Origin of the sequence: Aureibaculum marinum (assembly GCF_003813905.1) — a bacterium.
GTDB classification, from domain to species: domain Bacteria; phylum Bacteroidota; class Bacteroidia; order Flavobacteriales; family Flavobacteriaceae; genus Aureibaculum; species Aureibaculum marinum.
Genome location: NZ_RPFJ01000003.1, coordinates 52,052 through 75,253, shown reverse-complemented (window position 1 = coordinate 75,253; position 23,202 = coordinate 52,052). Strand labels below are relative to the sequence as shown.

Genomic DNA, 23,202 nt, shown 5'->3' with positions numbered 1-23,202 from the left:
TTTTAGTTTCTTAAAGGTTTTCCTGTTTTTAACATATGCTCAATCCTTTCTAACGTTTTTCTTTCCGTTATTAAAGACATAAATGCTTCACGTTCAAGATCTAATAAGTATCTTTCGGACACGTAAGTAGGTTCAGATAAATCGCCGCCAGCTAAAACATAGCCTAGTTTATTAGCTATTTTTTTATCGTGTTCAGAGGCATAACGTCCTTTTTCCAAACTGTCAGTTCCTACTAAAAACATACCTAAAGCCTGTTGTCCCATAACATATGCCTTTTTAGGTGTTGGTTGTGTGTAACCATCTTCTAGCATTTGAATAGCATGTCTTTTTGCAGTGGCAATTTGTCTGTTTTTGTTAACAACTACACTATCTTTATGTTTTTTAAAGAAGCCTAAATCAAAAGCTTCATAAGCAGAGGTTGCTACCTTGGCCATTGCTACATTAATAAAGTAATCTCTTAATTTGTTAAGTTTTACATCATCTTTTAAAAGACCTTCTGTAGCACGAAGAGCCATTTCTTTAGAACCAGCACCTCCAGGGATTATACCCACACCAAATTCTACTAGCCCGATGTAGGTTTCAGCTGCCGCCACGACTTTATCTGCATGTAAAGAAAGTTCACACCCTCCTCCTAAGGTCATTCCATGTGGAGCAACAATTGTAGGACAAGAAGAATACCTCAATCGCATTACCGTATCTTGAAAATATTTTACGGCATAATTAAGCTCATCGTATTCTTGCTCTACAGCCATCATAAAAATCATAGCAAGATTTGCCCCTACAGTAAAGTTTGCATCTTGATTTCCTAAAATAACAGCATCGTATTCAGATTCAGCTAAGTCTATGCCTTTGTTAATCGCTTGTAAAACGCCACTACCCAAAGTATTCATTTTTGATTGGAATTCTACATTTAAAACTCCATCGCCTAAATGCTGAATAGAAGCATCACTATTTTTCCAAATGGTTTGTGCTTCTCTAATATTATCTAAAATAATAAATGAGTCTTGACCTGGAATTTTAGTTTGTTTTTTTGCAGAAATGTCATAATAATATTTAGAACCTTCTTTAACGGTATAAAAAGAAGTGTTTCCACTAGCTACCATTTCAGAAACCCATTTAGCAGGCTCAAAACCTTCGGATTTCATAAGTTCTATTCCCTTTTCAACCCCAATTGCATCCCATATTTGAAATGGTCCGTGTTCCCAACCAAAACCAGCTTTCATTGCATCATCAATTCTGAATAGTTCGTCAGAAATTTCGGGAATTCTATTTTGTACATAGGCAAACATTGCTGTGAAATTTTTTCTGTAAAATTCACCAGCTTTGTCTTTACCATTTACTAAAATTTTAAAACGGTCTATAACCTTATCTACTGTTTTTGTTAATTCTAAAGTGGCAAATTTTGCTCTTTTCTTTTGACGGTATTCTAGCGTATCAAGGTCAAGTGTTAAAATTTCTTTACCTTCTTTTTTATAAAAACCTTTTTTTGTTTTACTACCTAGCATTTTATTTTTCATCATAGTGTCGATGAAATCAGGTAATTTAAAAAGGTCATGAGCCTCATCTTTTGGGCAATTTTCATAAATGCCATTAGCTACATGAACCAGTGTGTCTAATCCAACTACATCAACCGTACGGAAAGTTGCTGATTTTGGGCGTCCAATAACAGGACCTGTTAATTTATCAACCTCTTCAACAGATAACCCAAGTTCTTTTACTTGATGGAAAAGGCTCATAATACCAAAAATACCAATTCTATTGCCTATAAATGCAGGAGTGTCTTTTGCTAAAACAGAAGTTTTTCCTAAAAACTTTTCGCCATACATCATTAAAAAGTCTGTAACTTCCTGTTTGCAATTTGGTCCAGGAATCACTTCAAAAAGTTGTAAATACCTTGGTGGATTGAAAAAGTGTGTTACCGCAAAATGTTGTTGAAAATCTTCACTTCTACCTTTATTCATAAAGTGAATAGGAATACCAGAAGTGTTTGAAGAAATTAAAGTACCAGGTTTTCTATGTTTTTCAACACGCTCAAATACTTTTTGTTTAATATCTAAACGTTCAACAACAACTTCTATAATCCAGTCTACTTCTGAAATTTTATGTAAATCATCTTCTAAGTTTCCAGTAGAAATTCTGTCTGCAAATTTTTGATTGTAAATAGGTGATGGTTTTGATTTTAATGATGCTTTTAAACTATCATTAACCAACCTGTTTCTTACATTTTTATGTTCTAATGTTAATCCTTTTGCTTTTTCTGAATCGGTCAATTCTCTTGGAACAATATCTAGTAATAAAACTTCGACACCAATATTAGCAAAATGACAAGCAATACCCGATCCCATTATACCGGAACCAATTATGGCTACTTTTTTAATATGTCTTTTGTCCATTATAATTGTTTTTTATACCGCTTTACGTTTAATCTCTTTGAAAATTTCACGCTCTGCTATTAATTGATTTATTTTTTCTGTAACTTCAAAGAAGTGATTTATTTGTTCTTCGGAGAGTTCGCCTCTAACTCTTTCGTTAAATGCAATTACAGAAGCTCTTGAAATCTTACGCATTTCTTTGCCATAGTCAGTTAATTTTATAAGTACGCTTCTGCCATCTTCTGGATTTTTCTCCCTATAAATTGCACCTTTTTCTTCCATTGTTTTTAAAATACGGGATAAACTAGTAGGTTCCATTCCCATTTGCGGACCCAAGGAAGTTGATGGTGTACCATTTTCGTAATCTATATTTAATAATACAAATGCTGTAGCCATGGTACTACCATGTTTTGCAGCTTGTTCGTTGTACATTTTTGCAACGGCCTGCCAAGTTGCTCTCAGTACATGATCAATAGTATGTTCTTTTTGCATTTCACAAATATAACAAAAAAATATTATGCACGCATAGTAAAATTAAAAATTTGAAACTTATAAGGTTGTATAAGTAGTTTTTAACTTTTAGTATATTTTTCTTTGATAGCTGATATTTAGAGTTGCTAAAAAATAATTATCTTTAATAATTGATTTTTTTATATGTAGTATTGCTGGGATGTTTATATATATTGGTTAAGAATTAAAATCAATTATTTTTTTAGTAGTTGGTACACAGGTATTTTTATTCTTATTTTTTATAAATTAAATTAGAATACTGTAAATATGTATGTAACAATGGTCAAAAACCAACGTCAAATCAATATCTTTGAAAAAATAAAATAATAATATGAGAGATATTCTTGTTGTTGAAAATGTTGTAAAAAATTATGGCGATTATAGGGCATTAAATAATGTTTCTATAAATGTTGCAAAAGGTAGTATTTTCGGTCTTTTAGGCCCAAATGGAGCTGGTAAAACCACTTTAATTAGAATAATTAATCAAATTACTATGCCTGACGAAGGGCTGGTTACATTAGATGGTCAACCATTAAAACCTGATCATATAAAAGATATTGGATATTTACCTGAAGAACGAGGTTTGTATAAATCCATGAAAGTTGGAGAACAAGCTCTTTATTTAGCACAACTGAAAGGGTTGTCTAAATCAGAAGCACGTCAACGGTTAAAATATTGGTTTGATAAATTTGAAATAGGAGATTGGTGGGATAAAAAAATTCAAGAACTATCTAAAGGGATGGCTCAAAAAATACAATTTATTGTTACCGTATTGCATCAACCAAAATTATTGATTTTTGATGAGCCATTCAGCGGATTTGACCCTATAAATGCCAATTTAATAAAAGATGAAATTCTGAAATTAAGAGATGAAGGAGCCAGTGTTATTTTTTCTACACATAGAATGGAATCTGTTGAGGAGTTATGTGATGATATTGCTCTAATCCACAAATCAAATAAAGTTTTAGAAGGGAAATTGATAGATATCAAACGCCAATATAAAAACAATGAGTATGAAATAGGCTTGATTACTGATAATGAAGCAGAAGTAACTCAGAACTTGAAAGATAATTTTGAGTTGACAAAGGCTACATTTAAAAGTTTAAATAATGAACTACAATTCAATATTAAAATTGACGATAAAACTTCAGCAAATCAATTGATTAAACATTTAACTTCAAAAGGAGAACTTACTCATTTTGTAGAGGTAATACCAAGTGTAAACGATATTTTTATTCAAACTGTTCAAAATCATTAATTTATGAATCATTTATCTCTAATTACAAAAAGAGAATATCTTAATAAAGTAAAAAACAAGTCATTTATTATTATGACTTTTTTGAGTCCTCTTATTATGGTGGGCATTTTCGCTTTAATTGGGTTTTTAACTCAATTGAATAATGATAGTGTTAAAACAATTTCAATACTAGATGAAAGTAATTTGTTTTCTAATGAATTTGAAAACACAGACCATACTAAATATGATATTTTAACAGGTCTAAATTTGGAGGATGCTAAAAAAGTAGTTCGTGAAGCTGAAAATTATGGATTGTTATATATACCTCCAGCAGAAAATGTTGATGCTATTGCTAATAAAATTGTATTCTATTCTGAAGAATCTCCTTCTTTAAATGTAATGGATAATATTGAAGATAAAATTGAAGAAAAAGCCAGAGTTATAAAACTGAGAAAATCAGGTTTAGACCCAGATATAGTTAATAAATTAAGTGTTAATGTAAGAACAAATTTAGAAACTTTTGATGGAGAGAAGACTTCAAAAGTTGGTAGCTTAATGAAGTTGGTCTTTGGTGGAGCTTTAGGATATTTGTTGTTTATGTTTATTATAATTTATGGCAATATGATTATGCGTAGCGTTATTGAGGAAAAAACAAGTAGAATTATAGAAGTTATCATATCGTCCGTTAAACCCATAAAATTATTATTAGGTAAAATATTTGGTACTTCATTAGCAGGTTTAACACAATTTGTAATTTGGACAATTGTTGGAGGTTTATTAATGGTTGGTGTTTCTGCTTTTTTTGGTATAGATGTGTCACAAAATCCTATGGCTGGACAGCAACAAGAAATAATGCAACAAATGGCAGATAATTCTGATATGCAAAATAAGGTAACAGAAGTTGTTCTAGAATTTTGGAATATGCCAATTGCCAACTTAATTATTATGTTTATATTATTTTTTATCGGTGGGTATTTATTGTACGCATCATTATATGCAGCTATCGGTGCTGCTGTAGATAATGAAACAGATACGCAACAGTTTATGATGCCTATAATTATGCCTTTAATGTTAGCTATATATGTTGGCTTTTTTACAGTAATTGAAAATCCACACGGTACGGTTTCACAAGTCTTTTCATATATTCCGTTGACATCTCCTGTAGTAATGTTAATGCGTATACCATTTGGAGTACCTATTTGGCAACAATTAGTGTCTGTATTAATATTATTTATAACCTTTTATTTTACTGTAATTATTGCTGCAAAAATTTACAGAGTAGGAATTTTAATGTATGGTAAAAAACCTACATATAAAGAACTGTATAAATGGTTAAAGTATTAGTTTGTTTAACAATTTAACTTATGGGTGAAATTAATGGGATTTTAAATACGTCAATTCAATTTTCAGATACTATTTCAATTACAATAAAGGGAATTTTAGTTGTAATTATAGCTTTATTTATTACTTCTGTAATTTTAAGATTATTTAGGCAAATTTTAACTAGAAAGTTACCGGAATTGGATAAGGTGAAATTTATTTCATTATTTTCATTTGGAAGATGGTTTATTTACCTGATTATCTTATTAATGACACTCCATAATATTGGGGTAAATGTTACAGCCATGTTAACTGCTTCGGCGGCGTTGTTAATTGGTGTTGGTTTAGCATTGCAGACGTTGTTTCAAGATATTATTTCAGGAGTTTTTATTTTAATAGATCAATCTGTTCATGTTGGTGACATTATTGAACTTGACGGAAAAGTAGGTAGGGTAGAAGAAATCAAATTGCGTACTACACGAGCGGTAACCGTAGATAATAAAGTATTAATTATACCTAATCATTTATATTTAACTAATAGTTTGTTCAATTGGACAGCCAACGGAATTGAAACCAGAGAAAGTATTGAAATTGGAGTAGCTTATGGTAGTGATGTTAGGTTGGTAGAATCGTTATTAATACAAGCTGCAAAATCGCACCCAGCAGTTTTGAAAGAACCAGAACCAAAGGTTTTATTTTTGAATTTTGGAGAAAGTTCATTAGATTTTAAAGTGTCTTTCTCTATTAATGATAGTTTTAATGTTCGAATTCCTAAAAGTGATATTCGATTTGAAATAGATAGATTGTTTCGAGAGCATAATATTTCAATTCCATTTCCTCAAAGAGATGTGCATGTTTACTCTACAGAGCAAAGTAAGCCAAAAATGGAATAAAAATTGTGTTTTAAAAAAATAAAAAATAACTTTAGGATTAGATTTAGCATTCCTAAAATAACATATAAAAAATGTCGAGAATATTAATTATTGAAGATGAAGCGGCTATCCGCAGAGTATTAAAAAAAATTATTTCTGAAGAAAATTCAACCTATCAAGTTGAAGAAGCGGAAGATGGACTTTCGGGAATGGAAATGATAAAAAATAATGACTATGATTTAGTATTATGTGATATAAAAATGCCAAAAATGGATGGTGTTGAGGTCTTGGAAAAAACTCAAAAAATTAAACCAGAAATACCAGTTTTGATGATTTCGGGCCACGGAGATTTGGATACAGCAGTGCAGACTATGCGTATGGGAGCATTTGATTATATTTCTAAACCGCCAGATTTAAATAGATTGTTAAATGCCGTACGAAATGCATTGGATAAAAAGAATTTGGTTGTAGAGAATAAAAAACTAAAGAAAAAAGTTAGTAAAAACTACCAAATGATTGGGGAGAGTAAAGCCATCTCTCTTATTAAAAACATTATAGAAAAGGTTGCAATTACAGATGCTAGAGTGTTAATTACAGGTCCAAATGGAACTGGTAAGGAATTAGTAGCTCATTGGTTACATGAAAAGAGTGAACGGTCAAAATTTCCAATGGTAGAGGTAAATTGTGCAGCAATTCCTTCAGAGTTAATAGAAAGTGAACTATTTGGCCATGTAAAAGGGTCGTTTACAGGTGCTAATAAAGACCGTGCAGGTAAGTTTGAAGCAGCAAATGGGGGAACTATTTTTTTAGATGAAATAGGAGATATGAGCCTTTCTGCTCAGGCTAAAGTATTACGTGCTTTGCAAGAAAATAAAATAAGTAGAGTAGGCAGTGATAAAGATATTAAAGTAAATGTACGCGTAATTGCAGCCACAAATAAAAATCTAAAAAACGAAATAAAAGAAGGTAATTTTAGAGAAGATTTGTATCACAGATTAGCTGTAATTTTAATAGAAGTTCCAGGGCTAAATGACAGAAGAGAAGACATTCCGCTATTGGTTGATTTTTTTGCTGAAAAAATTGCAAAAGAACAAGGGAATGCTAAAAAATCATTTTCAGATAAAGCAATTAAAAAACTTCAAGAATATGATTGGACCGGTAATATTCGAGAATTACGTAATGTTGTTGAACGTTTAATTATTTTAGGAGGTAGTGAAGTGTCTGAAGAAGATGTTAAGTTATTTGCTAGTAAATAACATCTTTTTATAAAATATTTTTAATTATAAATAAACTTTATGATTGTATAAAAAAAATGGATTGAATCTACTTGTAATGCCTTTTCTTTGATGGTATATTTGTAGTCGTTAAAAAAAGGTAGTTCATGTTATGGTTTCTACCTTGGTTAAAGACAATTAATAATAACAAAAAAATTATAAAATGACATTAGTAGGTAAAAAATTTCCAGATTTGAGTGTTGACGCCATGAATGAAATGGGCGAAACTTTTAAAGTAAATGTATTAGACGAAGCCGTAAACAACAAAAAGAAAGTGGTACTGTTTTGGTATCCAAAAGATTTTACATTTGTTTGTCCAACAGAATTGCATGCTTTTCAAGAAGCTATGGGAGAATTTGAAAAAAGAAATACAATTGTTATTGGTGCATCTTGTGATACTCCTGAAGTACATTTCGCATGGTTGAGCACTTCTAAAGATAATGGAGGTATTGAAGGGGTAACTTATCCAATTTTAGCAGATAGCAATCGTAATTTGTCTAGTATTTTAGGAATTTTAGATATAACTAATGAAACTTACGATGAAGCTACAGGAACTGTACAAGTAGAAGGAGACAACGTAACTTACAGAGCAACTTATGTTATTGATGAAGAAGGAGTGGTACAACATGAAAGTATTAATAATATGCCAATTGGTAGAAATGTAAATGAGTATTTACGTATAATTGATGCTTTAACTCATGTACAAGAAAAAGGTGAAGTTTGTCCAGCTAACTGGGAAGAAGGTAAAGATGCTATGCAAGCTAATGCTAAAGGTACAGCTGAATACTTAGCTTCACACTAATAAATTTTAACTTTCAAGTTCCAAATTCCAATAAAAATATTGGAATTTGGAATCTGAAAAACAAATAAAAATTATGGTAAAAGAAATAGATAATGATAATTTGGCAGAAATAGTTGCCAATAATGATAAAGTTGCGGTACAGTATGCGGCTTCTTGGTGTGGTAATTGTAGAATTATGAAGCCTAAATTTAAAAAATTGGCATCAGAAAATGAAGACATTACCTTTGTTATTGTAGATGCTGAAAAATATCCAGAATCTAGAAAAATGGCTACAGTTGACAATTTACCAACTTTTGCTATGTTTAAAGGAGGTAGTTTTGTAGATCAGACACAAACAAATAAATTTGATGTGTTAAGTGGTTTACTTGATAAAACTTTAAAATAATTATATCTTAACCGGATAGGTTAATTAAAAAGAGAGTTAGCTTTTGTGAAATCATATAGAGTTAATTCGGTAAATACATAAATTTATAAGCTACAAATGAAATTACCTATAATAAAACACTTGACTAATTTTATTGAAGAAAATGATCAAGATTATGTTATTGAAACAATTGAGACATTAGAAGCTTTAACTGAAGTACCATCGTTAAAAGATGAGGAACTAGATGTTTTAGGAGAAGTTATATCTAATCTCTATGGTGCAATAGAAGTGGATAAAATGATTAAAGAAGGTACACCAAAAAAAGAGGCTCTCAATAATTTTATGAAAAGGGTTTTAGGTTCTATTGATAAATAGAAGATAAAAGATATCAATAACAAAAAGCCACTTCAGTTGAAGTGGCTTTTTTGTTGAAACGTGATTGTTGCTTAGGCATTAAATTGGATGCAAATGGTATTGTAAAACAGGTTTTATTTATATATGAGAGAATTGTAAACATCTTAAACTACTGTTAAAAGAATCAATAGAAACTACAAAGGTTGTAGTTGAGTCTTATTAAAAAAAATTATACATAATAAATAACCGTTGAAGCTAGCTTCAACGGTTTAATTTAACAACTTATTTTAGTTCTACTCAAATAAATTAATACTTTACGTCAAATCGATCTTGGTTCATGACTTTGGTCCAAGCTGCCACAAAGTCTTGCACAAATTTTTCTTTACTATCATCTTGAGCATAAACTTCTGCATATGCCCTTAAAACAGAGTTAGATCCAAATACCAAGTCTATTCTTGTGGCAGTCCATTTTACGTTACCCGTTTTACGATCACATATTTCGTAAATTCCATTTTTTGGTTTCCAATAGTTAGACATGTCTGTGAGGTTAATAAAAAAGTCATTAGTTAATGCACCAATAGTATCGGTAAATACGCCATGACTGGTTTCCCCATAATTGGTTCCCATAACACGCATTCCTCCAATTAAGACCGTCATTTCAGGTGCTGTTAATCCCATCAATTGAGTCCTATCTAACATTAATTCTTCAGGGCTAACGGCATAATCTTTTTTTAACCAATTTCTATAACCATCAGCTAGTGGTTCTAAAGGTTCAAAAGATTCAGCATCAGTCATTTCATCTGAGGCATCACCACGACCAGGTGTAAATGGAATATTAATGTTAATGCCAGCATTTTTTGCAGCTTTTTCTACGCCGATATTACCAGCCAAAACAATGGTGTCAGCAATGCTAATTCCAAATTCTTTGGCAATTGGTTCTAATATAGAAAGTACGTAGGCTAAACGTTTAGGTTCATTACCTTCCCAATCTTTTTGTGGAGCCAAGCGTATTCTAGCACCATTAGCACCTCCTCTAAAGTCTGAACCTCTAAAAGTTCGGGCACTATCCCAAGCTGTTGAAACCATATCAGAAATAGATAATCCTGAATCGGAAATTTTAGCTTTAACAGCGTCTATATTATACTCTTTATTTCCTTTTGGTATTGGGTCTTGCCATATTAAATCTTCTTTAGGTACGTTTGGTCCAAAATAACGATCTTTCGGGCCCAAATCTCGATGTGTTAATTTAAACCAAGCTCTTGCAAAAGCATCAGAAAAAGCATCAAAATCATTCATAAATTTTAATGAAATTTCTCTATAAATAGGGTCTACTTTCATTGCTATATCCGCATCGGTCATCATAGGGTTGTGACGCGTAGTCATATCTTCTACATCAACAGGTTTATCCTCTTCTTTTATAGTTACAGGTTCCCACTGCCAAGCACCTGCAGGACTTTTTGTTAATTCCCATTCATGATTGAATAACATTTCAAAAAAACCATTATCCCATTTTGTAGGGTTTGTTGTCCAAGCACCTTCTAGACCACTAGTTACAGTATCTTTTCCTTTTCCTGTCCTAGTTGGGTTGAGCCATCCTAAACCTTGTTGGTCAACCGAGCTGCCTTCCGGATCTGGTCCTAAAATGCTAGCATCACCATTTCCATGTGTTTTTCCTACTGTATGCCCTCCAGCTGTTAAGGCTACAGTCTCTTCATCATTCATGGCCATTCTTTTAAAAGTTTCACGAATTTGTTGGGCGGTTTTTAGAGGGTTAGGTACTCCATTAACACCTTCTGGATTTACATAAATTAATCCCATTTGAACTGCAGCCAAAGGGTTTTCCATTGTAGAAGGTTTGTCTATATTATCATAGCGTCCATCACTAGGAGCTAACCATTCTTTTTCAGCTCCCCAATAAGTGTCTTTTTCAGGCCCCCAAATATCTTCACGACCAAAAGCAAAACCAAATGTTTTCAAGCCCATACTTTCATAAGCAATAGTGCCGGCTAAAATAATTAAGTCAGCCCAACTAACTTTATTTCCATATTTCTTTTTAATTGGCCATAGCAAACGTCTCGCTTTATCTAAACTTACATTGTCAGGCCAAGAATTTAATGGGGCAAAACGTTGATTTCCAGTTCCTCCACCTCCACGACCATCAGCAATTCTATACGTTCCAGCAGCATGCCATGATAAACGAATCATTAATCCTCAATAATGTCCCCAATCTGCAGGCCACCAATCTTGACTTTCGGTCATTAAATGAGTGAGGTCTTTTCTTAAAGCATTAACATCTAATTTTTTTAATTCTTCACGATAATTAAAGTCCTTACCTAGAGGGTTGGTTTTAGTATCGTGTTGATGTAAAATATCTAAGTTTAAAGCTTTAGGCCACCAATTCATAACAGAGTTGTCAGATACAGTGTTTGCTCCATGCATAACAGGGCATTTACCTTGCCTTTTATTGTTGTTTTGGTTATTTTTCATACTTAAAATTTTAAAATTATTTATTGTATAAAGTTAATGATTAGAGATTTAGAAATCTTTAAATGTTATTTTTATATTTTATTATTTTATAAAGATAATCTATCATTACTGAAAAAGTTTTAAATTATTCTTATAATAATGTGTGTGATGCAGACTTGTTATATTAAAAAAGTAGTTTTATTGATAGATGTTTTATAACAATTTATCTGATTTAAAGTGATTGTTGATTGGGGGTTGATATTAAAAACTAAAAAAGTATTCCTTTTCCTATACAGAATAATTTACCTAATTTTAACCCAATAAAAAAAGAGTAATGAGTAGTAGAAATTATAAAGTAACAGGTACAATTAAACTTGCAGAAATAGAGACTAAAGAAATAGACGATAAAGCTAAAAGTAAACTTAAAAAAGCTAGAAAAAAGCTTAGTGAAGTGCAAGACACTATGTATGCTCATGGTAAATATAGTATGCTTGTTTGTTTACAAGGGATGGATACCGCAGGTAAAGACAGTTTAATTAGAGAAGTTTTTAAACAAGTAAATGCTAGGGGTGTTGTTGTGCAAAGTTTTAAAGTGCCTACGGAAAATGAATTAAAAAATGATTATTTATGGAGGCATTATATTGCTTTGCCCCAAAGAGGTAAAATAGGTGTTTTTAACCGTACACATTATGAGAATGTATTGGTAACTAGAGTACATCCTGAATATATTTTAGGAGAAAACCTTCCTTCAATTAGAAGTATTAATGATGTTACTGATGAGTTTTTCCATAACAGGATGGAACACATTAATAATTTTGAAAAACACCTTTCTGAAAATGGTACTATAATTTTAAAATTTTTCTTACATATATCTAAAGAAGAACAAAAAAATAGGTTGTTACGCAGAATAGAGAAAAAGAATAAAAATTGGAAGTTTTCTGCAAGTGATTTAAAAGAACGAAAACTGTGGGATAAATATCAAGCTTGCTATGAAGATGCAATTAATAGAACATCAACAGAAAATGCTCCATGGTATGTTATACCTTCTGATGATAAAAATACGGCTAGAAAAATTGTAGCAGAAACTATTTTAGAAAAATTAGAATCTTATAAGGATATAAAATATCCAGAATTAGATGCAAAAACTAAAGCTCGCTTATCTGAATTTAGAGAGCAACTTGAAAATGACTAAATATATAACGATAAGTGTTTAAGAATAATTTTTAAATTATTATCTGTATTATGTGTATCTAGAAAATTTAGTTATAAATTAATGTTTTAGTATAAAAAATATGAAAAAAATAGCAATCATTACAATCACAGTTTTACTGTCTATTAGTCTTTATGCACAGTCAGATGTTAATACAGATTCAGTTAAAATTAGAGAAATATATACTGAAGCCTTAAAAAATGGTAGAAGTTATAATTGGTTAAATCAATTAACAAAAAAAGTTGGTCATCGTTTAGCTGGTTCTGAAGGCGATAAAAATGCAGTAGCTTGGGCTAAGGCTGAATTAGAAAAGTTAGGTTTAACCAAAGTTTGGTTACAGCCGGTTACTGTTCCTCATTGGATTCGTGGTGATAAAGAAGAGGCCTATATAAAAACAAAATATGGTAAGTTTAATGTAAATATTAGAGCGTTGGGAGGTTCAATTGCTACTCCAAAAAAAGGATTGTTAGCAGATGTTATAGAAGTTAAAAGTTTGGAGGAGGTTGAAAAATTAGGAGATAAAGTAAAAGGTAAAATTGTTTTTTATAACCGAGCAATGCCTGCAGAACGTATTGAGACAATGTCTGCTTATGGAGCTACTGTAGATCAGCGTGTGTATGGAGCTGCGGTAGCAGGTAAATACGGAGCAGTGGGGGCTATAGTTCGTTCTATGTCTACAAAAATAGACAATGTACCTCATACAGGTACCATGCGTTATGGAGATATCGATGAAAATCAAAAAATTCCTACAGCAGCTATAAGTACAAATGGTGCCGAAATGTTGAGTAATTTATTGAAGCAAAAGGGAGAAATGGAACTTCAGTTCTATTTTAAACAAAATTGCGAAAACCTGCCAGATACTCAATCTTTTAATGTAATAGGTGAATTAAAAGGCTTGCATTTTCCTGATGAAATTATTTTGGTTGGTGGACATTTAGATTCTTGGGATTTAGGTGAAGGAGCTCATGATGATGGAGCAGGAGTAGTGCAATCTATGGAAGTTTTAAGACTATTTAAAGACTTAAAAATTAAACCTAAAAGAACCATTCGAGTGGTTCTATTTGCCAATGAAGAATTTGGTTTAAGTGGAGGCACTACATACGCTGCGGAAGCTAAAAAGAATAAAGAAAAGCATATAGTAGCTTTAGAATCTGACGCAGGCGGTTTTACACCTCGAGGATTTGGTATTACCAGTAACGATAATAATTATAATCAAATACTAGAGTGGAAATCACTTTTTGAACCTTATAACATTCATATTTTTGCTAGAGGTGGTGGAGGAGCAGATATTGGACCATTAAAAAATCAAGATAACGTGCTATTAGGATTAAAACCAGATTCGCAAAGATATTTTGACTATCATCATACGGAAGTTGATGTTTTTGAAGCTGTTAATAAACGTGAGTTGGAATTAGGAGCTGCATCTATGGCTTCAATCATATATTTGTTTGACCAATATGGTATAAAATAGTTGCAAGAGATTTTATTGAATTATGATACCGTCATTTTTATGTACTCTTTTTACTTAAACCCATTAATATAGAATGATTTATTCTAAAAAAGAACTTTCTCAATTAATAGTAGAAAGCTGTGTTGCCTATAATGTAGAACATGTTGTAATTTCTCCAGGTTCACGTAATGCCCCATTAACTATCGGTTTTACAAATCATTCTAGGATAAAATCTTATAGTGTTGTTGATGAAAGATCTGCAGCCTTTTTTGGATTAGGAATAGCACAACAAACACAGAAGGCTGTAGCTTTAATATGTACATCTGGTTCAGCTTTGTTGAATTATTATCCTGCTATTGCTGAAGCATATTATAGTAATATTCCTCTTATTGTTATTTCTGCAGATAGACCTAAACATTTAATTGATATTGGTGATGGTCAAACCATACGACAAGAAAATGTATTTTCAAATCATATTATTTTTAATGCCAATTTAATTGATGGTATTGATTTTGAAAAAGAAAATTCGAAATTAATTTCTAAGGCTATTCAATTGGCAATTTTAAAAAGTGGACCAACTCATATAAATGTTCCGTTTGATGAACCTTTATATGAAACAACTACTGAATTGGTTATAAATAGCGTAGATACTGAATTGATAACCCTTGAATCGGATGTAGATTATGATTTTGAAAATTTTGTTTCTCTATGGAATAAATCCTCCAAAAAATTAATTTTAATAGGAGCTCATTATCCTGATGAAATAGTACAACAACAATTATCTAAATTGGTAATGGATGAGTCTGTATTGGTTTTTACAGAAACTACTTCTAATGTGCATCATCCAAAGTTTATTAATTGTATAGATAAGTTAATTTCTCCATTAACAGATGAGGATTTTGAACGTTTAAAACCTGAAGTATTACTTACTTTGGGAGGATTGGTAGTTTCAAAAAAAGTGAAACAGTTTTTAAGAAAATTTAAACCAGAACACCATTGGCATGTACATAATGATAAATCGTTAGATACTTTTCACTGTCTTTCACACCATTTTAAAATGCCTGCTTCATTGTTTTTAAGTTATTTTACAACAATAGTTGAAAGTAAAAATAGTGATTATCAAAAAACTTGGTTGTTAGAAAAAGAGCGTAGAACTCTAAAACACAATCAATTTTTATCCGAAGTAGAGTTTTCTGATTTAAAAGCTTTTGATGTAATATTAAATAATCTCCCTGATAATATTCAATTACAGCTTTCTAACAGTTCTGTAATACGTTATACTCAACTGTTTGATAACAATTCTACAATTAAAATATTTTGTAATAGAGGTACAAGTGGAATTGATGGAAGTACTTCAACAGCTGTTGGTGCTGCATCGGTTTCTGAAGGTCAAACGGTTTTAATTACTGGAGATATTAGTTTTTTTTATGATAGTAATGGGTTGTGGAATAAATATATACCTTCAAGTTTTAGAATTATTTTACTTAACAATGGAGGAGGGGGAATATTTAAGATTTTACCTGGTCCTCCACAAACAAATGCATTAGATTATTTTGAAACACATCATAATCTTAGTGCAGAGCATTTGTGTAAAATGTATCAGTTTGATTATGTAAAAGCTGAAAATTTAATAGAATTATCCACGCAAATCAAAACCTTTTTTTATAATTCTAATCGTCCAAAATTATTAGAAATATTAACTCCTAGTAATTTAAATGATAAAATTTTAAAATCATATTTTAAGAATGTTAACTAAAAAAAAACCACTCTATTTGAGTGGTTTTTTATGTGATTTTATATTTAACTAACGTCCGGTTTCTTCTCCTTCTTCGATAATTTCTTCTTGAAACTCATCGTCAGGAATTTCACCATTATTTAAACTTTTTTGTTTTGCTAAAACACGTTCAACGTTTTGGTAATAGCCATCTGCATTTGGGTCTTCGGCTGAAATCTTAGCAAAGCCATTTTTGTAATATTTTAAAGCTCTCTTAAGGTCGTTACCAGTTTCGTAATATTGACCTATATAATAATCACCTATTGGAGATTCAGGATATAATCTATTAATCATTTTACCAAACTCTTCAAGATAAGCTCCATCTTCTTTATCTAATACAATAGATTCTATAGCAAAAATATCACGTTGTCTTATTTTTAAGTTCGCTCCAAAAAGAAATTGAATTTCAACATATTTTTTTTCAACATACTCAATCGCTTCAGCGGGAGATAGGTCTGCAATATTGTTGTCAAATTCTTCTTTTGAAATTGAAGAATACATATCAAAAATATGAGCCATAGCTCCTGGTATTGCTTGACCTATGGAAGAAACACTTGTAGAGTTGTTAAACTCATCATATTTAAATTTAAAGTTGTCATTTTCAAAATTTTTAAAAACGTAGTAAAGACTCTCAATATTTTTACTCTTAGCTTCTCCTAAAAAGTCACCATTATTTAAATAATAATAGGTGTGTCTATCAATGGTTGGTACTTTTCCTCTAAATAAATCAGCAATATCTTGAGAATAACTAGGATTAATATTTACGTAAGCATTAAAAATTGGAGTAGGCTCTACCATAAAGTAATTTATAAAATTTGCTGTTATTGTGTTACCAACAATAGTTCTAAATGGAGAAATTCTATAATTATTTTCAATATAGCCAATCAATTCATTTTTAATAAATTTATAAAATTTTGAACTTGTTTCGGTAAGCATACTGTTTAAATCAACTTCACAGTCTTTTTTTCTTTCATTTTTTTGATTTTGAAAAATACCTACAACAATTTGTTCAGGAGCCTTATCTTTAGCAGCAAAAAGTTTAGAGTTAGCCACATAAATATCGAACAAGTATTCTGCATCTAGTATAATGGCTAGAGGATATACTCTTGTAGAATCTTGATGGTAAGAATCTGGTACATATATTTTTAAGGTTCTAGTATCATTTAATTCACCATTTAATTCGGCAGACTTAAAAGCTTCTAATGAAATGTTCTGACCAAAGGTGGCAACACTAGCAGTTAGAAGTAATAGTAAAAAGTAAAATCTCTTCATACTTACACAATTTTTGGATTTTTAGTTGGGTTAATTTTTTTTCTCTTTTTCTAAATTCTATCTTTACAAACGAAAAGAATCGCATAAAATTGTAATCAATGATAAAGTCAGATTGGAAAATTGTAAAAAAATACGAAGATATTACTTATAAAAAGTCAAATGGTGTAGCAAGAATTGCATTTAATAGACCGGAGGTTAGAAATGCTTTTCGTCCTAAAACAACTAGTGAATTGTACGATGCGTTTTATGATGCTCAAGAAGATACTAGCATTGGTGTAGTGTTGCTTTCTGCAGAAGGTCCTTCTCCAAAAGATGGAGTTTATTCTTTCTGTAGTGGAGGAGATCAAAAAGCAAGAGGGCATCAAGGGTATGTTGGTGAAGATGGCATGCATCGTTTAAATATTCTAGAAGTACAACGGTTAATTCGTTTTATGCCTAAGGTTGTTATTGCAGTGGTACCAGGATGGGCAGTTGGAGGTGGTCATAGTTTACATGTAGTCTGTGATTTAACTTTAGCCAGTAAAGAACATGCCATTTTTAAACAAACAGATGCAGATGTTACCAGTTTTGACGGAGGTTATGGTTCTGCTTATTTAGCCAAAATGGTAGGGCAAAAAAAAGCTAGAGAAATTTTCTTTTTAGGACGAAATTATTCAGCACAAGAAGCCTTTGAAATGGGTATGGTTAATGCGGTTATTCCTCATGATAAATTAGAGGATACTGCATATGAATGGGCTCAAGAAATTTTAGCTAAATCGCCTACATCTATAAAAATGTTAAAATTTGCAATGAATTTAACGGATGACGGTATGGTAGGGCAACAGGTTTTTGCAGGTGAAGCAACACGGTTGGCATATATGACTGATGAGGCTAAGGAAGGGAGAAATGCTTTTTTAGAAAAACGTAAGCCTAATTTTGAAAAAAAATGGATACCTTAAAATAAATAGGTGTTTTTAATAAATTAATGTTAAAAATAAATGGATTCGCAAGTTGTAACATTTTTAATTAGTTGCCCAGATAATAAAGGGTTAGTAGCAAAAATTACTAACTTTTTTTATAGTAAAGGGTTTAATATTCTCAGTTGTCAGCAATATGTAAATGCTATTGAGAATATGTATTTTATGCGTATTAGATTAAATGCAGAAGGTACCAAAATCAGTAAAAGCGACTTGGAAACCAAATTTTTGGAACTGGCAAAACCGTTAGGGTTTAAATGGTCTGTAAATTATGGTGATAAAAAGTTAAATGTAGCCATTTTAGTCTCACATGCATCACATTGTTTATATGATATTTTGGAAAGGCAAAGAGAAGGTGATTTAGATTGTACTGTTAAAATGGTTATAAGTAATCACGAAAAATTACGGCCAATTGCAGAAATGTTTAATGTTCCGTATTATTATTTACCTGTAACCAAGGATACTAAAGAAAAACAAGAAGAGGAAATAATAAATTTACTTAACGATAATAAAGTTGATTTAATAGTAATGGCTAGATATATGCAAATTTTATCTTCTAGTTTTATCAATAAATTTCCTGAAAAAATAATAAATATTCATCATTCCTTTTTGCCTGCATTTCAAGGAGCTAACCCTTATAAGAGAGCTTATGAAAGAGGAGTGAAGTTAATTGGTGCCACAGCACATTATGCTACTGAAGATTTAGATGAAGGTCCTATTATTGAGCAAGCAGTAGAGCGTGTTACACACGATTGTACTCCGCAAACATTGAAGCGTATTGGAGCAGATGTTGAGCGTTTGGTGCTTGCTAAAGCCATAAAATGTCATATTCAAAATCAAATAATCGTATCAAAGAATAGGGCTGTGGTATTTCCAGAATCAGGAGAGTGAAAACGATTTTAGTTTAAATAAAAAACAACAAACAGATGAAAATTATTTGTATTGGAAGAAATTATGCAAAACATATTGCAGAATTAGAAAATGAAAAGCCAGAAAATCCTGTGGTTTTTTTGAAACCAGATTCGGCTATATTACCAAAAAAAATGCCATTTTTTATTCCTACATTTTCTAATGACATTCATTATGAAGTTGAGGTGTTGGTAAAAATAAATAAGGTTGGTAAACATATAGAATCTAAGTTTGCTCATAAGTATTATGATGAAATCGGATTGGGAATAGATTTTACTGCTCGTGATATCCAAGCTCAAAGTAAAGAAAAAGGATTGCCATGGGAAAAAGCTAAAGCTTTTGATGGAAGTGCTGTTGTAGGTGAGTTTTATCCTAAAGGAGATTTTAATCTTGATAATTTGCCTTTTCAATTGATAAAAAATGAAATTGTTGTGCAAAATGGTAATACCAATGCTATGTTGTGGAAAATTGATGAGTTGATTTCTTATGTTTCACAATTTTTTACCTTAAAAAAAGGAGATATTATTTTTACAGGAACCCCTGCAGGTGTTGGTAAGGTAAGTGAAAATGATATTTTAATTGGTAAATTGAAAGATTACGAAGCTTTTAATGTAAAAATAAAGTAGTATAAAATTTAGATTAGTCTATTGTTTAATAAGTTTCTACTAGGTAGAACAGTTTAATAAAACTTAATGGCTTTAGAAATTGAACGTAAATTTTTAGTAAAAAATGATGCTTTTAAAAATGAAGCATTAAAAAAGCAAAAAATTATTCAAGGGTTTTTATCTTCTGTTCCTGAACGTACGGTGCGGATTAGAGTTATTGAAAATTTAGGATATATTACTATTAAGGGAATAGGTAATGCATCAGGAGTCTCTCGGTTTGAATGGGAAAAAGAGATTGAAGTTGAAGAAGCTTTAAATTTGCTGAAAATTTGTGAACCAGGTGTTATAGACAAAACAAGATACTATATAAAGTCAGATAACCATACTTTTGAAGTTGATGAGTTTTATGGAGAAAACAATGGTTTGATTATAGCAGAAATAGAGCTGATTTCAGAAAATGAAACTTTTACAAAGCCTGAATGGTTAGGCAAAGAAGTTACAGGAATTACAAAATATTATAATTCGTCTCTAGTAAAAAATCCATATAAATTATGGTGAAAACTGTAAACGTTTTTATTTCATGGTATATAACTTTTTACCTATCTCATAATATTTATCACCTTCAATCCAGAAAGGAGTTTTAGGGTCGTTGGCAATAAGTCTACAAGCCATTACATAAGATTTAAAGAATTTTTCTAAATAATCATAGTCTAAAGTCTCAGGATTGTCAGAGGTTTTATGATAATATTTATTAATTTCTTTATCAAAAGCTGTAAACCCAAGGCTAAAGGTTGGAGCAGGAATACCTTTTGCAGCAAAATTCACATTATCAGATCGGTCAAAAAGACCTTGTTCTCCAGCGGGATCGTCAATGGCTTTTAAACCAAATTCAGAAACAGCATTACTAATATGTTTACCGGCTGTAGTTCTATTTAACCCTACAATTGTAGCTATAGATGTATCATTATACCCTCCATTATCGCTATTAAAGCAGTAAACCATCTGCTTTAGTGGTATAATAGGGTGTTCTACATACCATTTGCTTCCTAGTAAGCCTTTTTCTTCACCTGTAAATAATATAAATAAAGCAGATCTTTTTGTAGGGTATTTAGCAATATTTTTCGCTGCACTTAGCACGGTAACTGTGCCAACGGCATTGTCTCTAGCTCCATTGTATATGGAATCATTTTCGGCATTAGGTTCTCCAATACCAATATGATCGTAATGTGCAGAATAAATAATATATTCATCTTTTAGTTTTGGATCAGTACCTTCAACAATTCCGACTACATTTCTGGATGGAACAGCGGATTTTACAATTCCGGATACACTTAATTTTCCAGATATTTTTTTGCTTGAAATTAGCTCTTTCTCAATGCGTTTTTCCGCATCTTGAAGCCAAACGTGTACAAGACTTTTTGTGTCATCACTTTTTAGATCAATTTTTTCATTACCAAAATAACCTGATAATTGTTTCCATGTGGTGTCATCTGCATTACTTAATTCTATAAGGCCTGCGGCTCCATGTTCTGAAGCTATTTTTCTTTTGTTTCCTGCCGCTCTAAATGATGATCTAGCATCACTTTTTTCGGCTGTTCCTGCTTTTACTACAACTAATTTCCCTTTTACATTTTTGTTTTTATAGTCGTCTTTTAAGCCGTAGTTTAAGAAAATAGCATCACCAGTAAAATTAAAATTTCTTGCAGATAATGGAAGTAAATGGTTTGATTTTAAAGTGTTTAATTCTGCTTTAATATTATTTGCTGCACTTGTTTTTTCAAGTTCAACGGATTGATAATAACTTCCATTATTAGCAGGTTTAACACCATATCTTCGAAATGAATTAGCTAAGTATGAAGCAGCAATATCAATTTCAGTTGTACCAGTTTCTCTACCTTTTAATTCATCAGAAGCTAAGAAGTAAATGTGACCCTCAATATCATTTTTAGAAACGGTTTCATTTACTTTATCAACATCGGTTTGAGAAGTGCATGTCAAAAAGACCAATAAAAAGGCGGGGAAAAGAATAACTTTTTTCATAAAGGATACATTTTGAGGTAAATATATGTAAATACTTCTAAAGTAATAACGATTAAGATTAAAAAGACTTGATTATCTTTGTCAGTCATTTTTAAACAATATTAATTTGAATGCAGAAATAATTACTATAGGAGATGAAATACTTATCGGACAGATTGTAGATACTAACTCTGCATTTATAGCTAAAGAATTAAATAGAATAGGAGTTTCTGTTTATCAAATTACATCAGTACAAGATGATAAAGAACACATTTTAAAATCACTAAAAGAAGCAGAAGAAAATGCAGATATTATCATTATTACTGGAGGTTTAGGACCCACTAAAGATGATATTACTAAGTATACAATTTGTCAATATTTTAAAGATGAGTTGGTTCAGAATGATGCTGTTTTAGAACACATTGAAAATTTATTTAAAAAGTATATAACCACTCCAATTTCAAATATTAATCGTCAACAAGCATTAGTTCCTTCAAAGGCGTTGGTTTTACATAATAGTTTTGGTACTGCTCCTGGTATGTTATTAACTAAAAATAATAAAGTGTTTATTTCATTGCCAGGTGTACCTTATGAAATGAAAGGGTTAATTTCTAATGAAGTTCTTCCTTTTCTTCAAAAAAAATACAATCGTCCTTATATATTACATAGAACCTTACTAACTTATGGATTGGGGGAAAGTGCTATTGCAAATAGGTTAGACGAATGGGAAGATACGCTACCTAATAATGTTAAATTAGCTTATTTGCCTAATCTAGGTAATGTGAGATTGCGATTGACGGCCAAAGGATTTGATAAAAAAATGCTTAAAGCCGAAGTGCTAAAGCTTGAAAAAGAATTGATCAGCTATGTTAGCGATATTTTTGTTGGGTTTGAAGAAGAAGATTCTATAGAAACTTTAATAGGTAAATTACTTGTAGAAAAAAATAAAACCGTAGCAACTGCTGAAAGTTGTACTGGAGGAAGTATTGCTAAACAGATAACTTCTGTAGCAGGAGCTTCTAAATATTTTATTGGTTCAGTTGTTTGTTATAATAAACGTATAAAAACCGATTTTTTAGGAGTTTCTGAAAATACTATTAAAAAATATTCTGTTGTTAGTGCTGCTGTGGCAGAAGAAATGGCACGGGGAGTTCAACAATTATATAAAACAGATTATGCAATTGCAGTAACAGGAAATGCAGGGCCCACTAAAGATGATACAGACAAGTCGATTGGAATTGTTTTTATAAGTATTGCTACAACAGACAATATTATTACGAAGGAATTTAATTTTGGTCAACCTCGAGAGAAGGTAATTGAAGGAGCTACAATGAAGGCATTAGAAATATTAAAAAATATCTTATTAAAAAACACTTAAATTTTTGTTTGTAAATTCAATTTATTTATTATTTTTGCACCTCGTTTAGAATTAACAC

19 protein-coding genes and 1 pseudogene are annotated in these 23,202 nt (G+C 31.1%); 15 read left to right on the top strand and 5 right to left on the bottom strand.

Features of this window, described 5'->3' with window-relative positions; genetic code table 11:
* Positions 1–2 precede the first annotated feature (2 nt).
* The gene (locus tag EGM88_RS03310; protein ID WP_123896553.1) at positions 3–2,393 is read right to left on the bottom strand and encodes a 3-hydroxyacyl-CoA dehydrogenase/enoyl-CoA hydratase family protein; all 2,391 of its coding nucleotides are present in this window, start codon (positions 2,391–2,393) and stop codon (positions 3–5) included.
* A 12-nt stretch (positions 2,394–2,405) separates the two neighbouring features.
* A complete protein-coding gene (locus tag EGM88_RS03305) occupies positions 2,406–2,864 on the bottom strand; it encodes a MarR family winged helix-turn-helix transcriptional regulator (protein WP_123896552.1) in 459 nt (152 codons plus the stop codon).
* Positions 2,865–3,213: 349 nt separating this feature from the next.
* On the opposite strand from EGM88_RS03305, the gene EGM88_RS03300 reads away from it, so the two are divergent.
* The 7 genes from EGM88_RS03300 (at position 3,214) to EGM88_RS03270 (ending at position 9,126) form a co-directional block, all read left to right on the top strand.
* Positions 3,214–4,140: an ABC transporter ATP-binding protein gene (locus EGM88_RS03300; RefSeq protein ID WP_123896551.1), complete on the top strand. Its 927-nt coding sequence runs from the start codon at positions 3,214–3,216 to the stop codon at positions 4,138–4,140.
* A gap of 3 nt (positions 4,141–4,143) precedes the next feature.
* Complete coding sequence (locus tag EGM88_RS03295) at positions 4,144–5,463, top strand: ABC transporter permease (protein WP_123896550.1); 1,320 nt, start codon at positions 4,144–4,146, stop codon at positions 5,461–5,463.
* A gap of 20 nt (positions 5,464–5,483) precedes the next feature.
* Positions 5,484–6,332, top strand: a complete 849-nt coding sequence (locus tag EGM88_RS03290) for a mechanosensitive ion channel family protein (RefSeq protein ID WP_123896549.1) — start codon at positions 5,484–5,486, stop codon at positions 6,330–6,332.
* Positions 6,333–6,403: 71 nt separating this feature from the next.
* Complete coding sequence (locus tag EGM88_RS03285; RefSeq protein WP_123896548.1) at positions 6,404–7,567, top strand: sigma-54-dependent transcriptional regulator; 1,164 nt, start codon at positions 6,404–6,406, stop codon at positions 7,565–7,567.
* 181 nt (positions 7,568–7,748) lie between these two features.
* Positions 7,749–8,387 (top strand): peroxiredoxin, encoded by a 639-nt coding sequence (locus tag EGM88_RS03280; protein ID WP_123896547.1) that lies wholly within the window; start codon positions 7,749–7,751, stop codon positions 8,385–8,387.
* Between the two features lie 73 nt (positions 8,388–8,460).
* Positions 8,461–8,772: a thioredoxin family protein gene (locus EGM88_RS03275; RefSeq protein ID WP_123896546.1), complete on the top strand. Its 312-nt coding sequence runs from the start codon at positions 8,461–8,463 to the stop codon at positions 8,770–8,772.
* A 96-nt stretch (positions 8,773–8,868) separates the two neighbouring features.
* Positions 8,869–9,126, top strand: coding sequence for a DUF6952 family protein (locus EGM88_RS03270; RefSeq protein WP_123896545.1), 258 nt, complete (start codon positions 8,869–8,871; stop codon positions 9,124–9,126).
* A 285-nt stretch (positions 9,127–9,411) separates the two neighbouring features.
* On the opposite strand, the pseudogene katG reads toward EGM88_RS03270, so the two are convergent.
* Positions 9,412–11,592, bottom strand: a pseudogene (gene katG / locus EGM88_RS03265) (catalase/peroxidase HPI).
* 313 nt (positions 11,593–11,905) lie between these two features.
* Here katG and EGM88_RS03260 point away from each other — a divergent pair.
* The 3 genes from EGM88_RS03260 to menD all read left to right on the top strand — a co-directional run bounded on the left by EGM88_RS03260 (position 11,906) and on the right by menD (position 15,987).
* Complete coding sequence (locus EGM88_RS03260; protein ID WP_123896544.1) at positions 11,906–12,763, top strand: PPK2 family polyphosphate kinase; 858 nt, start codon at positions 11,906–11,908, stop codon at positions 12,761–12,763.
* A 100-nt stretch (positions 12,764–12,863) separates the two neighbouring features.
* A complete protein-coding gene (locus EGM88_RS03255) occupies positions 12,864–14,252 on the top strand; it encodes a M20/M25/M40 family metallo-hydrolase (protein ID WP_123896543.1) in 1,389 nt (462 codons plus the stop codon).
* A gap of 73 nt (positions 14,253–14,325) precedes the next feature.
* On the top strand, positions 14,326–15,987 hold the full coding sequence (gene menD / locus EGM88_RS03250; RefSeq protein WP_203229420.1) for a 2-succinyl-5-enolpyruvyl-6-hydroxy-3-cyclohexene-1-carboxylic-acid synthase: 1,662 nt from the start codon (positions 14,326–14,328) through the stop codon (positions 15,985–15,987).
* Positions 15,988–16,035: 48 nt separating this feature from the next.
* On the opposite strand, the gene EGM88_RS03245 is transcribed toward menD, so the two are convergent.
* On the bottom strand, positions 16,036–17,277 hold the full coding sequence (locus EGM88_RS03245) for an alpha/beta hydrolase (protein WP_123896542.1): 1,242 nt from the start codon (positions 17,275–17,277) through the stop codon (positions 16,036–16,038).
* A 98-nt stretch (positions 17,278–17,375) separates the two neighbouring features.
* Between EGM88_RS03245 and EGM88_RS03240 the strand changes: the two genes are divergently transcribed.
* The 4 genes from EGM88_RS03240 to EGM88_RS03225 all read left to right on the top strand — a co-directional run bounded on the left by EGM88_RS03240 (position 17,376) and on the right by EGM88_RS03225 (position 20,305).
* Positions 17,376–18,215, top strand: a complete 840-nt coding sequence (locus EGM88_RS03240; protein WP_123896541.1) for a 1,4-dihydroxy-2-naphthoyl-CoA synthase — start codon at positions 17,376–17,378, stop codon at positions 18,213–18,215.
* Between the two features lie 39 nt (positions 18,216–18,254).
* Positions 18,255–19,124, top strand: a complete 870-nt coding sequence (gene purU / locus EGM88_RS03235; RefSeq protein ID WP_123896540.1) for a formyltetrahydrofolate deformylase — start codon at positions 18,255–18,257, stop codon at positions 19,122–19,124.
* Between the two features lie 35 nt (positions 19,125–19,159).
* Positions 19,160–19,768, top strand: a complete 609-nt coding sequence (locus EGM88_RS03230) for a fumarylacetoacetate hydrolase family protein (RefSeq protein WP_123896539.1) — start codon at positions 19,160–19,162, stop codon at positions 19,766–19,768.
* A 66-nt stretch (positions 19,769–19,834) separates the two neighbouring features.
* A complete protein-coding gene (locus EGM88_RS03225) occupies positions 19,835–20,305 on the top strand; it encodes a CYTH domain-containing protein (RefSeq protein ID WP_123896538.1) in 471 nt (156 codons plus the stop codon).
* A gap of 15 nt (positions 20,306–20,320) precedes the next feature.
* Here the strand turns inward: EGM88_RS03225 and EGM88_RS03220 are convergent, their stop codons facing one another.
* Entirely contained in the window at positions 20,321–21,787 is a 1,467-nt protein-coding gene (locus tag EGM88_RS03220) for a M28 family peptidase (protein ID WP_123896537.1), read from the bottom strand.
* A gap of 106 nt (positions 21,788–21,893) precedes the next feature.
* On the opposite strand from EGM88_RS03220, the gene EGM88_RS03215 reads away from it, so the two are divergent.
* Positions 21,894–23,144 carry a competence/damage-inducible protein A gene (locus EGM88_RS03215; RefSeq protein ID WP_123896536.1) on the top strand — a complete coding sequence of 417 codons (1,251 nt, stop codon included), beginning with the start codon at positions 21,894–21,896 and terminating at the stop codon, positions 23,142–23,144.
* The last annotated feature ends 58 nt before the right edge of the window (positions 23,145–23,202 follow it).

What these genes read in the sequence shown, in the direction of transcription:
- EGM88_RS03310 (WP_123896553.1), bottom strand. Translation starts at nt 2,393, where the DNA reads ATGGACAAAAGACATATTAAAAAAGTAGCCATAATTGGTTCCGGTATA.
- EGM88_RS03305 (WP_123896552.1), bottom strand. Translation starts at nt 2,864, where the DNA reads ATGCAAAAAGAACATACTATTGATCATGTACTGAGAGCAACTTGGCAG.
- EGM88_RS03300 (WP_123896551.1), top strand. Translation starts at nt 3,214, where the DNA reads ATGAGAGATATTCTTGTTGTTGAAAATGTTGTAAAAAATTATGGCGAT.
- EGM88_RS03295 (WP_123896550.1), top strand. Translation starts at nt 4,144, where the DNA reads ATGAATCATTTATCTCTAATTACAAAAAGAGAATATCTTAATAAAGTA.
- EGM88_RS03290 (WP_123896549.1), top strand. Translation starts at nt 5,484, where the DNA reads ATGGGTGAAATTAATGGGATTTTAAATACGTCAATTCAATTTTCAGAT.
- EGM88_RS03285 (WP_123896548.1), top strand. Translation starts at nt 6,404, where the DNA reads ATGTCGAGAATATTAATTATTGAAGATGAAGCGGCTATCCGCAGAGTA.
- EGM88_RS03280 (WP_123896547.1), top strand. Translation starts at nt 7,749, where the DNA reads ATGACATTAGTAGGTAAAAAATTTCCAGATTTGAGTGTTGACGCCATG.
- EGM88_RS03275 (WP_123896546.1), top strand. Translation starts at nt 8,461, where the DNA reads ATGGTAAAAGAAATAGATAATGATAATTTGGCAGAAATAGTTGCCAAT.
- EGM88_RS03270 (WP_123896545.1), top strand. Translation starts at nt 8,869, where the DNA reads ATGAAATTACCTATAATAAAACACTTGACTAATTTTATTGAAGAAAAT.
- EGM88_RS03260 (WP_123896544.1), top strand. Translation starts at nt 11,906, where the DNA reads ATGAGTAGTAGAAATTATAAAGTAACAGGTACAATTAAACTTGCAGAA.
- EGM88_RS03255 (WP_123896543.1), top strand. Translation starts at nt 12,864, where the DNA reads ATGAAAAAAATAGCAATCATTACAATCACAGTTTTACTGTCTATTAGT.
- menD (WP_203229420.1), top strand. Translation starts at nt 14,326, where the DNA reads ATGATTTATTCTAAAAAAGAACTTTCTCAATTAATAGTAGAAAGCTGT.
- EGM88_RS03245 (WP_123896542.1), bottom strand. Translation starts at nt 17,277, where the DNA reads ATGAAGAGATTTTACTTTTTACTATTACTTCTAACTGCTAGTGTTGCC.
- EGM88_RS03240 (WP_123896541.1), top strand. Translation starts at nt 17,376, where the DNA reads ATGATAAAGTCAGATTGGAAAATTGTAAAAAAATACGAAGATATTACT.
- purU (WP_123896540.1), top strand. Translation starts at nt 18,255, where the DNA reads ATGGATTCGCAAGTTGTAACATTTTTAATTAGTTGCCCAGATAATAAA.
- EGM88_RS03230 (WP_123896539.1), top strand. Translation starts at nt 19,160, where the DNA reads ATGAAAATTATTTGTATTGGAAGAAATTATGCAAAACATATTGCAGAA.
- EGM88_RS03225 (WP_123896538.1), top strand. Translation starts at nt 19,835, where the DNA reads ATGGCTTTAGAAATTGAACGTAAATTTTTAGTAAAAAATGATGCTTTT.
- EGM88_RS03220 (WP_123896537.1), bottom strand. Translation starts at nt 21,787, where the DNA reads ATGAAAAAAGTTATTCTTTTCCCCGCCTTTTTATTGGTCTTTTTGACA.